We start from the raw sequence: 14,297 nt of genomic DNA, 5'->3' as shown, positions 1-14,297 counted from the left end.
AACGTTTTGGATTTATTTCATAAGAAAAATCCGAAACGTTTCGGATTTTTCTTATATTAAAAACCACTTATTCGTGGCTTTTAGCTGTCGTCTCTCTAATAATGAGTTCTGTCTCTAAATATCGCTCCATATTTGTAGACCGATTCTCTAATATCTCAATCAATAAATCTGCGGCTTCATACCCTATCTGATACACTTCTTGCCCTACTGTTGTCAGTTGAGGTGATGAGTAAGCAGCGAGCATAATATTGTCATAGCCTACGATAGAAATTTGATCAGGTACCCTTCTCCCCAAGCGCTTACAAGCCTTTAATGCACCTAATGCCATCAAGTCACTTGCACAAAAAAGAGATGTGATTTCCTCGTTAGCTTTTAGTAACTCATATGCTTGTTGTTCTGCAACGGCTTCTTCAAACTCTCCGTTTACAATCCAGCTTTGACGTATATCAATACCGTGCTCTTCCAAAGTGTCTAAATACCCTTTAAGCCTTTCTTGGCTCACAAACGCATCTTCACTTCCGTTTATCATTCCAATGTGCACGTGTCCTAATTGCACTAAATGTTCAACTGCTTTCTTAGCACCTAGCTTGTTATCTGTTGTAACATAACCAACTAAATCTGAACGAATTGGAATATCGACAAGGACGCAGGGAATGTTGCTTTCAAGTACTTCCGTTAGGTACGGATCATCCTTTTTAATTCCTTGAATGATTGCTCCATCCACTCTTCTTTCTTTGCAAAGCTGCGTATACGTTTTCTCGCGTTGTTTTGTTGTATTAGTGTTAAATAAAATCAAATCATAGCCTAAAAGAGAGGCTCTTTCATTTACTCCACATAACACCTCAAAGGTGAAATTATCTTTTACACTTTCTCGACTGATTCCTGACACAAGTAAACCAATTGTTTTCGACTTTTGCATAACCAAACCACGAGCTAAAGTATTTGGGCTATAATTCAGCTCTTTAGCTACATTCATAATCTTTTGCCTAGTCTTCTCATTCACATCAGAATAGCCATTTAACGCACGAGATACCGTCGTAATAGAGACACCTGCAACTTTCGCAATATCTTTTATAGTTGTCAATTACACTCCTCCAAAACGTTTCGGATAACTTATGAGAACATTGTAACGCTTTCAAAATGATTTTTCAAGACAAAAAACACCTAAAACAGATTAATCTATTTTAGGTGACGTTTTTTCACAAAGTGGTAGCTCAATTGAAAAGCATGTTCCTTTTCCTTTTTCGCTTGTGACTTGAACCTTCCCCTGCATGTAATGAATAATACGAAAAGAGACCATTGTCCCTAGGCCCGTTCCTTTTTCTTTAGTCGTAAAATAAGGCTCTCCTAAGCGGCTAATCTGCTCGCTCGTCATTCCACACCCCGTATCATGAATCTCTACCGTAACTGTCTCTCCGCTTTTTTTTAGCTTTACTTCGAGCTTCCCCCCGTTAGGCATGGCTTCAATACTATTTTTGACTAAGTTAATAAAGCATTGTTGAAGCTTCCTTCGTTCTCCACACACTTGAGCTTGCTCATGTAAAAGAGAAGGAGGCGGTAAAACAACACCGTTCATATTTGCAAGTGGCTTCATAATTTGTAAAACATGCTGAATTTCCACTCCTACATCTACTTTTTCCGGTCGCTCAGGGGCTGAATTTGCAAAAAGTAAATAATCATCAATAATATCCTTTGCTCGATCAAGCTCATCAATTGCAATTGATAAATACCGCTTCTTTACGGGATCTTGTTCATCTTCCCCTAGCATTTGCATAAAACCTCGGCTAGCTGTTAATGGATTTCGTACTTCATGTGAAATACTCGCTGCTAGGTGACTGACAACTTCTAGCTTTTCAGCTTTCACTAATCGTTTAAGAATTGATAAATTGGTTCGAATAGCTTCCCATAAAATAGTAATAACTAGCGTACCAATTACATCTAGGCAAACAAATTCAATCCATAAAAAAGTTGGCAGCGCAATATCAAAAACAAAAATTGAGACTCCCATAGCCAACAGTGCACCTAAGAGGCTCATTAGTGTACTTGCTATAATCCTTTGTTGCAAGGACATCGTTAAGAATTTCTTTGCAAGTATGAATAATGGAATACTTAAAATTGGTAAAGCTATTAGCGTAACGTAAAACCCTACCCCTCCTATTAGAAAGCGTATTGTTAAAATCAATACAAAAAGAAAAGCACCTAATCCTGCTCCTCCGTATAATGTTCCTAAGATATATGGGATACGCCGCAGGTCAATATTGTATAAATCAGGGACAATAACAGCATCAACTGGAAAAAGCATGCATAACAAGATAGAAAGGATTGGAAATATTGCTATTGTCCAATTTTTTAACCAATCTATTTGTTTTGCATACTTTAATAAATAGTACATTTGAACTAAAAATAATGGTAATAATATAAACAAAAAGTTAATTAATAAATCTTTTGTGAAAAAGCTCATTCATTCACCGGTCTTTCAACATATTCTTCAACTAGCTCTACTTATCTACTTGTTAGAATACTGCATTCTCACCTTTTTTGAAATAGCTTTTTCACAATTTGTTACAAATTTGGTTGAATTATTGAGATAATTGGTTCAACCTACGACGACCAATTTCATACTCTTCTATCATTTGCTTAAAAAGCTCTTGTACAGTTGGAATAGTCGAAATTAAACCAATAACTTGACCAGCCCATCCAAACCCTTCTTTTTCATTGTTCTCGTATATATAACGGCAGTTAGCTTTTCCACTAATCACGTCTTGTAATTCTTCGTACCGTTCTCCCATACGCTCGCGTTCTACAATCGCAAGTGTATAATCTGACTTTAATACGCGTCCAGGGGCACCTAAAGAACGTTTTATGACAAGTGTATCTCTTTCCGTCCCTTCAACAATTGCTTGTTTGTAGCTCTCACCTGCATGTACACATTCCTTTGTAGCAATAAATCTTGTTCCCATTTCAATTCCCTCTGCTCCTAGCGCAAATGCAGCTAAAAGACCTTGACCGTTTCCAATTCCTCCACTAGCTAATACGGGAATGGACACTGCTTGAGCTACTCTAGGAATGAGTACCATCGTTCCTAAATCGTCTCTCCCAATATGTCCACCTGCTTCTTGACCAACAGCCATAACCGCATCTGCACCTAGCTCTTCTGCTTTTTGTGCTTGTCTCACGTTAGAAACAAGAACCAATGTTTTAATATTAGTGCCTTTTAACCGATCAATAATTGGAGCTGGATTCGCTCCTGTAATAGAAACAACCGGTACTTCTTCAGCGATTGCTACTTCTAAAAGCTCTTCATAAGAAGTACCACTTTGTCCTCCAACAGCAAAGTTAACACCAAAAGGAAAAGAAGTAAGTGACCTAACCTTATGAATCTCACGGGTAAGGTTTTCTTTTGTCTTTAGAGTCATAGCCGTAATTTGTCCAAGTCCACCTGCGTTTGATACAGCTGCAGCTAGCTCACTATAAGCTAGATAAGCTAAACCACCTTGAACGATTGGATAGCGAATTCCTAGTAGCTCAGTAACACGTGTTTTCATCAGTTGCCCTCCCCTTTTACATGAAATCTATCTTTTATTATGCCAAAAAGCTCCTACTACCTCTACTATATTCTGCTTCCCTTCTTCTATGTCTTTCGTGAAACTAAATATATGTTAGAATAAAAATGGAAATTACCATGGAAAGAAGGCATACTTTAAATGCATATTTCAATTATTTTAACAATGCTAGCTGTTGGGCTTATCTTAGGTTTTGTGGGAGCAGGAGGTTCTGGATTTATTATTTCTCTTTTAACATTATTCTTTAACGTTCCTGTTCATATTGCTTTAGCTACTGCTCTGGCAGCCATGATTTTCTCTTCTCTTTCCGGTGCCATCAGCCACTACCGTGAGGGAAATGTTTCACTTAAATCAGGCATTATTATTGGGGTTGTAGGTGCTTTAGGAGCATGGCTTGGCTCTCACTTTTCAAGCTTTATACCCGAGGAGCAATTAACTTGGTTGACAGCCAGCATGTTATTTTTATCGGGCGTTTTACTATGGGTGCGAACTGTTGTGCTATCAAGAAAATCCGGCAACACCCCAATACCGCAGGGCGCTCATTTTGTGATAGCGTCCATATTAATTGGAGTAGTAACCGGGCTCTTATCCGGCATGTTCGGTATAGGATCCACTCCATTCATTCAGCTTGGACTAATGATGATACTTGGTTTATCGCTTCACAAGTCAGCGGGAACAACTATGTTAATCATTATTCCCATTGCCATTGGAGGAGGAACAGGTTATTATCAACAGGGCTTTTTAGATATTCAATTATTATTTGAGGTAGTTGTTGGAACAATGGTAGGTTCATATATCGGTGCTAAGTTCACAAACCGCGTGCCAACACCCGTGTTAAAAACATCTCTTGTTGCTTTACCCATCTTTTCAGGCTTTTTGCTTATTGTATAAAAAAGCGCATTCCTATGCGCTTTTTTTTTTAAGTTTATTGGACAACTAGCTTTATTTGATTTTGTGAAGGATCTTTTGTAAAGATAGCATGCTCTTCTTTGCTGACCTCTGCGCCTATCTCTTTCAAACGATTCACCACTATATCTCGCTTTTTTTCATCTGGAAACTCAATTGTAAAATACTTCATGCCAGGGCTGCTTTCAGACGGTGCATCCGCTCCTCTTCCATTCCAAATATTCACTCCAATATGGTGATGATATCGCCCTGTGGACATAAATAATGCTTGGTTAGGAAATTTGCTAACGACATCAAACCCTAGCTTTTCATAAAATACTTTTGTTTCTTCTAAATCAGCTACGTGCAAATGAATATGCCCCATTACTGTATGACTTGGTAACCCTGCCCACTTTTCATTTTTTGCTTCTGCTAACACAGCTTGAGCATCAAGGGGAAGCGTAGCCATTTTAACTTCATTATCACTCCACTCCCAGTTAGCATTAGATCGATCTCGATATATTTCAATTCCGTTACCATCAGGATCAGCTAAATATATCGCTTCACTGACTAAGTGATCAGAAGCTCCTTGCAATGGATACCCGGTTTTAACTAAATGACGAATAACCTCGCCTAAGTCAGCACGTGATGGTAATAGTAAGGCAAAGTGATAAAGGCCGGTTTTACGTTCCTGCTTGGGCTCTGGTCTAGAAAGCTGCTCTAATGTAACGAGAGGTGTTGTTCCGTCTGTTGTTAATACAGCTTTCGTACTGGATCTTGTTAGAACTTGAAAGCCTAACACCTCTTCATAGAAACGCAGCGATTTTACAATATTATTTACGCGAAGCGCAACCTGGCTAACAAATGTATGAGGCTTTTGATGAAATGACATTTTTTTCTCTCCTTCTTTTTTATTTAAAATCCACGGATATTTATTTTATATAATTAACTTACTTTATGTAAGTTAATTATATTATAAAAAGAAAATTCGTCAAGTTGTTTTACTCCTTTACTTTAGTAATAAACTACTTTATTACTTCATTAGCACGGACTCTTGAGAATCGTCATAAAGACATGATTTAATCAATGTCAGGAGGGGTGATTATGACATTATCTTGGATTTTATCTTACATAGTTGTTTCATTAACAATTGTATTAATTCCAGGTCAAGACATGCTCTTTGTCCTGACTCAAAGCTTAACATCAGGCATTAAAGCAGGAATGAAAACAGTACTAGGCTCCATTACCGGTACTTTCATTCATACGCTCTTGGCAGCTGGAGGTCTGTCTATTATTTTTCAGCAGTCCGTATTAGCATTCAATATTTTAAAAATTGTTGGTGTGCTTTACCTTTTATTTTTAGCTATTCAGTCATTTCGTTCTAAATCTGAACCTTTATCTTTGACTTCCCATCAAATGAGTACAACACGCTTCTTTAAAAAAGGTTTTTTCACCAACTTGTCTAACCCAAAGGTAGCTATATTCTTTATCACATTTTTGCCTCAGTTTGTGAATCCATCCTTAGGTTATGTAGGTCTACAGATGTTTGCTTTTGGGTTAATTTTTATTTTAGAAACGCTAGTTATCTTTTCGCTTGTAGCATTTTTTGCTTCTTATCTTGGAAAACGTGCAAAAAATAATGGGCGCGTGCAGTCATCATTAAAATATATACAGGGTACAGTATTTGGCATTTTAGGTTTAAAATTGTTATTTACAGATCACTAAAAGAGCTTGCTTATGCCAAGCTTTTTTTTATTCATATTAATTATTCTTTTATACATACTAAGTAAAAAGCCTAAAAAAGCAAGGAGTACTTTCATGGATTTATTAAAAGATTTCCTTATTTTATTATGTAGAATTATTACTATTCTGCCACTTTTGCTTATTATGACTCTGTTTATGGGCAGACGCTCAATTGGTGAGCTTCCCATATTTGACTTTCTCATTTTAATGTCTCTTGGAGCAGTTGTAGGGGCCGACATTGCTGATCCAGAAGTTGAACATATTCACACAGCTGTTGCAATTGTGATGATCGGCATCTTTCAAAAGATTATTGCTTATTGTAAGATTCGCTATCGTTCTTTTGGAGAAAAGATTACGTTTGAACCAGTTGTCGTTATTAAGGATGGCTTATTTTTAGTTAAAAACCTTCAGCGTATTCGATACTCAATTGATAATATCTTATATATGCTCCGTGAAAGTAACGTCTTTGATATTAGCATTGTAAAAATGGCTGTTATTGAATCTAATGGTAAACTAACTGTTCAAAAGAAATCGTCTAAAGAAACTTTAACACGGGAAGACCTGCATATTTCAAACAGTAAAATAGATTTGGCTTACCCTTTAATTATTGAAGGAAAAGTATATGAGGATGTATTAACTCACTGTAACCAGACAAAAGAATGGTTAGTAGGCGAGTTAAAAACACAGGGTATTGAAAGCCTCTCTGACATTTTCTTTGCGTCATTGACTGATGAAGGTAAACTACATGTCTCACTATATTCACCAAACAATTCAGCTCCTCCCCTTCATCATTAAAAATTCAGCTTGCTTTATTAAGTATTTATACTGTAGACCTCCTAATGGTAAACTGTTTTATTGAATATTTCTGAATAAATGTACAGCATGGACTTTTATAGATTTAACTGTGAAGTTATGCTATTTTAGTAGATACAAGATTGTTTGCGTATTAGGAGGTTTATATGGGCTTTATTGACTCACTATCATCAGTTGATGGTTGGAAAAATATCGGTTTAGCAGTTGGGATTTTTTTGATTTTCCTTGTGCTTCGTAAACTGTTTACAACTTATTTATTTAAATTTATTATCGGGTTTGTGAAGAATAAAAAAATTGATCTTATCACGAGTATTTTAGAAGCATTTGAAAAGCCAATGAGGTGGATTTTTGTAATCATTGGTATTCAGCTTGCGCTCCCTTATTTACCATTTGAACTTTTAACGGTTGAGCGTGAAAGCCAGATTATACGTTCTGCTTTTATTATTCTTGCAGGATGGGGACTTTACAATTTGGCGGATGCAACAGCGCTCTTTTTCTCAACTTTCTCAAAAAATTTTGATGTACAAGTAGACCGCATTGTTATTCCATTTGTTGAGAAATTCATCCGCATCATCGTTGTTGTTTTATCTGCTTCCATTATTGGTGAAGAATGGGGCTTCAATGTTAATGGATTCGTAGCCGGCCTAGGACTCGGAGGGCTAGCATTTGCCCTTGCAGCTAAAGATACGGTTAGCAACCTTTTTGGCGGAGTTGTGATTATCACAGAAAAGCCTTTTACAATTGGAGATTGGATTAAAACACCAAGCGTTGAAGGCGTAGTTGAAGATATTACATTTCGAAGCACAAAAGTACGAACATTCGCTCAAGCGCTTGTAACGGTTCCTAATGCAACGCTATCAAATGAGCCTATTGTAAACTGGGCTAAAATGGGGAAACGTCAAATATCATTTCATTTAGGATTGAATTATAATACCCCTAAAGAAAAACTGGAGACCTCAGTTGAGCGTATTAAGCAAATGCTGATGGAAGATGAAGATATTCATAAGGAAACGATTATTGTTAATTTTGAAACCTTTAATGAATCGAGCCTTGATGTGCTGTTATACTTCTTCTCTAACACAACAGCTTATGCTGACTATTTAGAGGTAAAAGAAAAGATAAACTTTAAAATTATGGACATTTTACAAGAAGAAGGCGTTGACTTTGCTTTTCCAACTCGTGCTCTTGTCATGCAACAATCCGAAGATATTATTAAACAAGATACAAACATATTGGAAAGATCTCGCGGTTAACAAAAAGGTTGCTAAATAAATTAGCAACCTTTTTCCTTTCTATTTTATTTTGAGATAAACATTTGTGTCCAGTAATGCCCATAGCTTCCGCCTTTAACATAACCTACTCCAATTTCTGTAAAGCTACTGGATAAAATATTTTTTCGATGTCCTTCACTATTCATCCATGATTTCACAACGGCTTCTGGTGTCGCTTGTCCAGCAGCAATGTTTTCACCTGCTGTTTTATAAGAGATGCCAAAGTTTTTCAGCATAGTAAAAGGACTTCCGTATGTAGGAGAAGTATGACTAAAATAGTTTTTATCAATCATATCTTGAGATTTATAGCGAGCTACTCGTGCTACTTCCCAATTAGATTTTAACGGTTTTACCCCTACTTTCGCACGCTCTTCGTTCACAAGCTTTACAACTTGCTCTTCAAAAGATTGAGCCGTAGTGTTTACGCTTGGTACATTAATTTTTTGACCAGGATAAATGACATTGTGGTTCGAAATACTCGGGTTTGCATCAATAATTTCTTGAACACCTACCTGGTATTTCACTGCAATTTTCCACATAGTATCTCCTGATTGAACAGTATGTACTGTAGATGCTTGAGCAGTATGATTTAATCCAAAAACAAGAGTGACAGACAACATTGTAATTGATGATAATTTTAATAAAGTTTTCATAATCATATTAAAGCAAATTTTTTGACAGATTAATAGCGGTAATAATCACCTATAATACTAATTTAAGAGAATAGCTTATACAAAAAAACGCACGGTTAACCGTGCGTTTTTTTATGAAGATAGGGCCTGTGACGGCTCCACTTCAGGGATCGCCATTGGTTCTGAAACGACTTCAGTTACCTGACGACGCTTGATGACTTCCACGTATTGAATATGATGGTTTTCCATTGCTTTTACTTTAAACTCATACTGTTCAAACGTAATAACATCCTGTTGTTTCACATCATATTTTTCTGTTAATACCCAGCCACCAATCGTATCGATCTCTGTATCATCAATCCGGATGTCAAGAAGCTCGTTAATTTGACTTACTAGCACTTTTCCATCCACAATATAGTGGTAGTCTTTCACTTTTTGAATAAGGGGCTTTTCATCTGTATCAAATTCGTCACGAATTTCACCAACGATTTCTTCTAAAATATCTTCAATTGTTACAATACCCGCTGTACCACCATATTCATCAACTAAAATCGCCATTTGAATACGTTCGCGCTGCATTTTTAGCAGCAAATCATGAATAGAAATCGTTTCAACCACTTGAATAATTGGACGAATATAATCTTTTAAATGAATTGATTGCGTATCTTTCATAACAATCTCAGTTAAGATTTCCTTCATGTTTAACAAACCAACAATATGATCTTTATCTCCATCAATAATAGGATAGCGAGTAAATCGCTCTTCTTTTGCCATATCTAAAATATATTCAATCGTATCTTCTTGATCAATCGAGACCACTTCTGTTCGCGGTACCATAATTTCTTTTGCCACTCGGTCATCAAAGTCAAAGATCTTACTGACATATTTAAATTCTGATTGATTAATTTCACCGCTTTTATAGCTTTCTGATAATAAGATGCGAAGCTCTTCTTCACTATGTGCTAATTCATGCTCAGATGCTAGTTTTAGTCCAAATAAACCTGTTAGCAAGCGAGCTGAACCATTAAGTACCCAGATAAAAGGATACATGATTTTATAAAAGAATATTAGCGGTTTTACAAATAATAGAGTCACCGCTTCAGCTTTTTGAATAGCAAACGTTTTAGGAGCTAATTCTCCAACTACCACATGTAGAAACGTAACGACAGCAAATGCGATGACAACTGAAATGACGGTAGATAATCCTCCCTCAATGCCGAGTTGTTCAAAAAGTGGTTCAAGCATGTGAGCTACAGTAGGCTCACCTAACCACCCAAGGCCTAATGCTGTAATTGTAATTCCTAGCTGGCAAGCGGATAAATATTCATCAAGGTTGGTAATAACTTGCTTCGCAGCTTTTGCATTTTTGCTCCCTTCCACTACTAATTGATCGATTCTAGAACTACGAATTCGAATAATTGCAAATTCTGTAGCAACGAAAAAAGCAGTTAATGCAATCAGCACCGCTAATAAAATCAAGTTAAATATGTCCAATCAAGTTCCTTAGCTCGTAATAGTACGAGTAAGGAGTCACCTCCTAAGTGATTAAAAGTTTAAAACACTTTTTATTCCTAAATAGTTATTTCTTTTTATTTTAAATCTAAAAAACTGTGTCGTCAAACCTTTTAGCTAGTGTTCTAACACGAATCTCAAGTATAAATACCTTACACCTTTTATAAAACACACTCTTACTTTTTACTTTTCAAAGGCATATAGAAGCTGACAATCACACATATTAGGCCTATCAAAAAGAGAAAAACAGGCACCTCATTTAAAAATACTGTCAGGTAATCACCTGCTTTCCTTGCGTGAATGGGAACTAAATTCAATTCCATGATGAGACTAACGAATGCAATTGCTTTTAAACAAACTCCTAACAAAAACAACCCTAGTCTACTCCTGATTCCCAATAAAAACATTCCTTTCACATATTCATCTTTTACATTCCTGTAATGACAGAATTTTCACTTATTATCAAAGTATGAATTTCCCAAACTACTTATCACTGATTATTTATATATATGAAGAAATAAACTACCCGATATTTTTTATATAAAAAAACCGCATCTTTTGTAGATACGGCTTTTTTGCTTTTATTACTAATGAAAGGAAAAATCTAATGAGATTCTTATGTAAAGCTAAAAAACAACTGATAATTTTTAGATAGTGCCCCAAACATCTTGAGCAATTTTAACGACATGACTAATTTTATTCCATTGCTCTTCTTCTGTTAGTTCATTTCCTTCTTCCGTACTTGCAAAGCCACATTGAGGACTAAGGGACAGATTTTCTAGAGGAATAGATGCACTCGCTTCTTTAATTCTTTGTTTAATAACTTCTGTATCTTCTAGCGTAGGAAACTTAGATGTTACTAGTCCTAATACAACTGTTTGGTTGTCACGTGTAAAGCTTTTTAACGGTCCAAAATCTCCTGAACGATTATCATCATATTCAAGGAAAAGTCCATCTACATGTAAGTTAGCAAAGATTGCATCGGATATAGTATCGTAGCCACCACTAGTAATGTACGTAGACCTAAAGTTCCCACGACAGATGTGCATCGTAATAATCATATCATCGGGCTTTTTAGAAATAGCGTCGTTTAAGCAATTAACTCTCGTATCAATAATATCTTTTACATCCATACCCAACTTCTCCACAACTGCATCGATACGCTCTTCAGAAACAAAATCAATCCATGAAGTGTCATCTAACTGTAAGTAGCGGCATCCTGCATCATAAAAAGCTTGAATCGCTTTTTGATAAGCAACTACCGTGTCATGATAAAACTGTTCTCTATCTCCATTATAATAAGTGTCCTCTTGAATTCGAGTAAATAGCATGTTTGGGCTTGGAATAGCAAACTTAGCAACTTGACTTCCATCACCGTATTCTTCAACGGCTTCTTTTAAAAATGTAAAATGTTCTAGCATATAATGATGGTTGAAATCTACTTTACCAACTACCTTAATTGCTTTATTTTTTGTTTTAGCACCTTTAAATTGACTAATATACTCCGTTTCAAACTCTTCTACACCCTCTAGGCCTGATAAGAAATCCAAGTGCCACCAAGCACGTCTAAATTCTCCGTCAGTGATAGATTTAAGTCCCACTTCAAGTTGTTTCTGGACAAGCTTTAAAATCTCCTGGTCCTCTACAGATTTTAAAGCCGTCTTGCTAATTCTACCATTGATATAAGCTTCTCTTGCTTCTTTGAGAGGAGTTGTTCTTAAAAAGCTCCCTACGTGATCAGCTTTAAATGGAGCTTTCACTAATGTCTTTGTCATAGTTCTATTCCCTCTTTCTATTCAAAATAAAAAACCTCATCTTAAAGATAAGAAGAGGTTAATAGTCATTATCGGTTCTTCTCCTATCTTCAAGCAAGTTGCTACTGGAATTGGCACAGTACTTAAACAGTCTGTTGCCGAGGCTTCACGGGGCCAGTCCCTCCACCTCTCGAGATAAGAATATTCAATTAATTAACTAGGAAAAATATTACACTTATTTTCTTAACCTGTCAACAAGGAATTTGAAAAATCAGAAATGAAACATTTTTCTTGTAATATTGAGGATTGATGCATATCCGAATTCATAAAAGATAAAACGTGCTCAAATATACCTTGTCACTTTACTTGTCACTTTACTTGTCTCTATCTATATGATATATGTTATAATCATGTGACCTAGGTTTTAAATAAGGAGGAACCTCACAAAGATGTTAGTTAAAGGATTACAACTATTAAAATATGTCTTTTTAATCGGAGCTGTGGTATACGGAATAATTGCTTTTCAAAACAGTGATTCCACCAACTATATTGCTTATTTACCATACATTCAGTTAATGCTAAGTTTATTTTTATTTATTGAAGCTGTTTTGACGTTTAAGGAAAGCAAACTGCATTCAGCATTTTTTCTAGTCATTTCTGTGTTCTGCTTCGCTATCTATTTTGAAGTGTAAAAAAAGCACGCTGCTCATAGCGTGCTTTTTCATTTCTCATTTCTTAAAGCGGTTACAACTTCGCCGATTGGAAGATATATTTGACTATCAAACACATAGTCATAGTGAGTTGGCTCTTTATTAATAATAATCATTGGTATCTGACCAAGTTTTCTAACTAGTAAAGGAATTTGATTAATAGGCGTTACTTGCAAAGATGAACCCATTACAATAAATAAATCGCTCTGTAAAGCTACCTCTACAGCTTCTTCAAAACAGTGAATTGAATCTCCAAACAAAACAACATTAGGCTTTAATACCTCTTCACATGACGTACAACTCGGTAATCCCGCTTTGTTTAGAAAATCTAACCCAAATTCATTTTTACACTTTTGACAATGTGCTCGCTTAATTGTTCCGTGAATTTCATATACATTCTTACTTCCTGCTTTTTGGTGCAGCCCGTCAATATTTTGTGTAATGACATGCACCGTCTTTTCTTGTCCTAATTCTGCTATAAAGTCATGGCCTGAGTTAGGTTCATATTCATGAAGTAGCTTTACACGAAAAATCTCTTTAAATAGCTCCCAGAAAAGCACCGGATCATTTCGATAAAAAGAAGTGGAAATCACATCTGAAAATTCTAAGTTCTTTCGATACAATCCATTCTGAGAGCGAAAATCAGGTATGCCTGACTCTGTACTTACTCCCGCCCCCGTAAAGAAACAAATTCGCTCTGCTTCTCCAATTTGTTTCTTTAACTCTTCAAGTTGCATATTCATTGGCTCTCTCTCCTACTTAACAATAAGTACGGGTATCTTTACATGCTGAGCAATTTTATGACTTACGCTTCCCAAAAACATTTCTTTTACTGGATTTAACCCTCGACTTCCAACTACTACAACATCAAAGTGATTGTTGTTAGCAAATTGAATAATAGTTTTAGCAGCATCTCCATGAATAAACGTAATTTCATATTCTATATTAGATTTTGCTAACACTTCTTGTGTTGTTTGGATACGCTTTTCTCTTGTTTCATCTATTCCAAGCGTATTCAACCTACTATCTCCTTCTACCGCATATATCACTTGAACAAAGCTGCGGTCAGTTAAGTTCGCTAGAGTAACCGCTTTTTCAGCTGCTCTAGCAGCGTGTTCAGAACCATCTGAAGCTAATAGAATTCGCTTGAACATGTCTTCACTCCTTTTCTATCAATTATAACAGCTCTACTAATTTTTATTCCATTGAAGAAATCGATATAAAAATTAAATTTTCTAAAAATACCCTCGCTTTTTGTGTTATACTAATAAACAGAAGTGCTATACTAAATAAAAGCTAACTAAAAGGACTGATGGCTATTATGGGTTTTGAGCTGATATGTACCTTTTGCAAAGGGCTTGGGAAAGTAATGATTATTCCTGGCATATTCTACACAAAAAAGTGTAAGCATTGC

14 protein-coding genes and 1 riboswitch are annotated in these 14,297 nt (G+C 35.9%); of the genes, 5 read left to right on the top strand and 9 right to left on the bottom strand.

From position 1 onward, the window contains the following. Nucleotides 1–67 precede the first annotated feature (67 nt). The 3 genes from V2145_RS05160 to V2145_RS05150 all read right to left on the bottom strand — a co-directional run bounded on the left by V2145_RS05160 (nucleotide 68) and on the right by V2145_RS05150 (nucleotide 3,545). Nucleotides 68–1,084 carry a LacI family DNA-binding transcriptional regulator gene (locus V2145_RS05160; protein WP_094912047.1) on the bottom strand — a complete coding sequence of 339 codons (1,017 nt, stop codon included), beginning with the start codon at nucleotides 1,082–1,084 and terminating at the stop codon, nucleotides 68–70. A gap of 90 nt (nucleotides 1,085–1,174) precedes the next feature. After that, the gene (locus tag V2145_RS05155) at nucleotides 1,175–2,461 is read right to left on the bottom strand and encodes an ATP-binding protein (RefSeq protein WP_094912046.1); all 1,287 of its coding nucleotides are present in this window, start codon (nucleotides 2,459–2,461) and stop codon (nucleotides 1,175–1,177) included. Between the two features lie 118 nt (nucleotides 2,462–2,579). Continuing rightward, the gene (locus V2145_RS05150; protein WP_311857200.1) at nucleotides 2,580–3,545 is read right to left on the bottom strand and encodes an NAD(P)H-dependent flavin oxidoreductase; all 966 of its coding nucleotides are present in this window, start codon (nucleotides 3,543–3,545) and stop codon (nucleotides 2,580–2,582) included. A 159-nt stretch (nucleotides 3,546–3,704) separates the two neighbouring features. On the opposite strand from V2145_RS05150, the gene V2145_RS05145 reads away from it, so the two are divergent. Continuing rightward, nucleotides 3,705–4,454, top strand: coding sequence for a sulfite exporter TauE/SafE family protein (locus V2145_RS05145; protein ID WP_311857199.1), 750 nt, complete (start codon nucleotides 3,705–3,707; stop codon nucleotides 4,452–4,454). A 34-nt stretch (nucleotides 4,455–4,488) separates the two neighbouring features. Here V2145_RS05145 and V2145_RS05140 read toward each other — a convergent pair whose 3' ends face one another. Next, nucleotides 4,489–5,340, bottom strand: coding sequence for a VOC family protein (locus V2145_RS05140; protein ID WP_330987376.1), 852 nt, complete (start codon nucleotides 5,338–5,340; stop codon nucleotides 4,489–4,491). Nucleotides 5,341–5,552: 212 nt separating this feature from the next. Between V2145_RS05140 and V2145_RS05135 the strand changes: the two genes are divergently transcribed. The 3 genes from V2145_RS05135 to V2145_RS05125 all read left to right on the top strand — a co-directional run bounded on the left by V2145_RS05135 (nucleotide 5,553) and on the right by V2145_RS05125 (nucleotide 8,257). Next, nucleotides 5,553–6,173 (top strand): LysE family translocator, encoded by a 621-nt coding sequence (locus V2145_RS05135; protein WP_094912042.1) that lies wholly within the window; start codon nucleotides 5,553–5,555, stop codon nucleotides 6,171–6,173. A gap of 93 nt (nucleotides 6,174–6,266) precedes the next feature. After that, the gene (locus V2145_RS05130) at nucleotides 6,267–6,986 is read left to right on the top strand and encodes a DUF421 domain-containing protein (RefSeq protein WP_094912041.1); all 720 of its coding nucleotides are present in this window, start codon (nucleotides 6,267–6,269) and stop codon (nucleotides 6,984–6,986) included. Between the two features lie 164 nt (nucleotides 6,987–7,150). After that, nucleotides 7,151–8,257 (top strand): mechanosensitive ion channel family protein, encoded by a 1,107-nt coding sequence (locus V2145_RS05125; RefSeq protein ID WP_094912040.1) that lies wholly within the window; start codon nucleotides 7,151–7,153, stop codon nucleotides 8,255–8,257. 44 nt (nucleotides 8,258–8,301) lie between these two features. Here the strand turns inward: V2145_RS05125 and safA are convergent, their stop codons facing one another. The 3 genes from safA to V2145_RS05110 form a co-directional block, all read right to left on the bottom strand. Continuing rightward, complete coding sequence (gene safA, locus V2145_RS05120; RefSeq protein WP_165932583.1) at nucleotides 8,302–8,928, bottom strand: SafA/ExsA family spore coat assembly protein; 627 nt, start codon at nucleotides 8,926–8,928, stop codon at nucleotides 8,302–8,304. A gap of 111 nt (nucleotides 8,929–9,039) precedes the next feature. Then, nucleotides 9,040–10,401 carry a hemolysin family protein gene (locus V2145_RS05115; RefSeq protein WP_311857194.1) on the bottom strand — a complete coding sequence of 454 codons (1,362 nt, stop codon included), beginning with the start codon at nucleotides 10,399–10,401 and terminating at the stop codon, nucleotides 9,040–9,042. Nucleotides 10,402–11,066: 665 nt separating this feature from the next. Then, a complete protein-coding gene (locus V2145_RS05110; protein WP_094912037.1) occupies nucleotides 11,067–12,194 on the bottom strand; it encodes a 5-methyltetrahydropteroyltriglutamate--homocysteine S-methyltransferase in 1,128 nt (375 codons plus the stop codon). An 80-nt stretch (nucleotides 12,195–12,274) separates the two neighbouring features. Further along, nucleotides 12,275–12,375: riboswitch (SAM riboswitch) on the bottom strand. 247 nt (nucleotides 12,376–12,622) lie between these two features. Here V2145_RS05110 and V2145_RS05105 point away from each other — a divergent pair. Continuing rightward, entirely contained in the window at nucleotides 12,623–12,865 is a 243-nt protein-coding gene (locus tag V2145_RS05105) for a hypothetical protein (protein ID WP_131888079.1), read from the top strand. A gap of 29 nt (nucleotides 12,866–12,894) precedes the next feature. Here the strand turns inward: V2145_RS05105 and V2145_RS05100 are convergent, their stop codons facing one another. Then, nucleotides 12,895–13,626 carry an NAD-dependent protein deacylase gene (locus V2145_RS05100; protein WP_311857189.1) on the bottom strand — a complete coding sequence of 244 codons (732 nt, stop codon included), beginning with the start codon at nucleotides 13,624–13,626 and terminating at the stop codon, nucleotides 12,895–12,897. A gap of 12 nt (nucleotides 13,627–13,638) precedes the next feature. Further along, entirely contained in the window at nucleotides 13,639–14,037 is a 399-nt protein-coding gene (locus V2145_RS05095) for a universal stress protein (RefSeq protein WP_094912035.1), read from the bottom strand. Nucleotides 14,038–14,297: the final 260 nt, after the last annotated feature.

The sequence above is a fragment of the Priestia sp. GS2 genome, from assembly GCF_036409025.1.
GTDB lineage: Bacteria > Bacillota > Bacilli > Bacillales > Bacillaceae_H > Priestia > Priestia aryabhattai_A.
This window is presented reverse-complemented; position numbering and strand designations above follow the sequence as displayed.

Bases quoted from the DNA above. Each gene is read 5' to 3' on its own strand.
- V2145_RS05155 (WP_094912046.1), bottom strand. From the start codon at position 2,461: ATGAGCTTTTTCACAAAAGATTTATTAATTAACTTTTTGTTTATATTA.
- V2145_RS05150 (WP_311857200.1), bottom strand. From the start codon at position 3,545: ATGAAAACACGTGTTACTGAGCTACTAGGAATTCGCTATCCAATCGTT.
- V2145_RS05145 (WP_311857199.1), top strand. From the start codon at position 3,705: ATGCATATTTCAATTATTTTAACAATGCTAGCTGTTGGGCTTATCTTA.
- V2145_RS05140 (WP_330987376.1), bottom strand. From the start codon at position 5,340: ATGTCATTTCATCAAAAGCCTCATACATTTGTTAGCCAGGTTGCGCTT.
- V2145_RS05135 (WP_094912042.1), top strand. From the start codon at position 5,553: ATGACATTATCTTGGATTTTATCTTACATAGTTGTTTCATTAACAATT.
- V2145_RS05130 (WP_094912041.1), top strand. From the start codon at position 6,267: ATGGATTTATTAAAAGATTTCCTTATTTTATTATGTAGAATTATTACT.
- V2145_RS05125 (WP_094912040.1), top strand. From the start codon at position 7,151: ATGGGCTTTATTGACTCACTATCATCAGTTGATGGTTGGAAAAATATC.
- safA (WP_165932583.1), bottom strand. From the start codon at position 8,928: ATGAAAACTTTATTAAAATTATCATCAATTACAATGTTGTCTGTCACT.
- V2145_RS05110 (WP_094912037.1), bottom strand. From the start codon at position 12,194: ATGACAAAGACATTAGTGAAAGCTCCATTTAAAGCTGATCACGTAGGG.
- V2145_RS05105 (WP_131888079.1), top strand. From the start codon at position 12,623: ATGTTAGTTAAAGGATTACAACTATTAAAATATGTCTTTTTAATCGGA.
- V2145_RS05100 (WP_311857189.1), bottom strand. From the start codon at position 13,626: ATGAATATGCAACTTGAAGAGTTAAAGAAACAAATTGGAGAAGCAGAG.
- V2145_RS05095 (WP_094912035.1), bottom strand. From the start codon at position 14,037: ATGTTCAAGCGAATTCTATTAGCTTCAGATGGTTCTGAACACGCTGCT.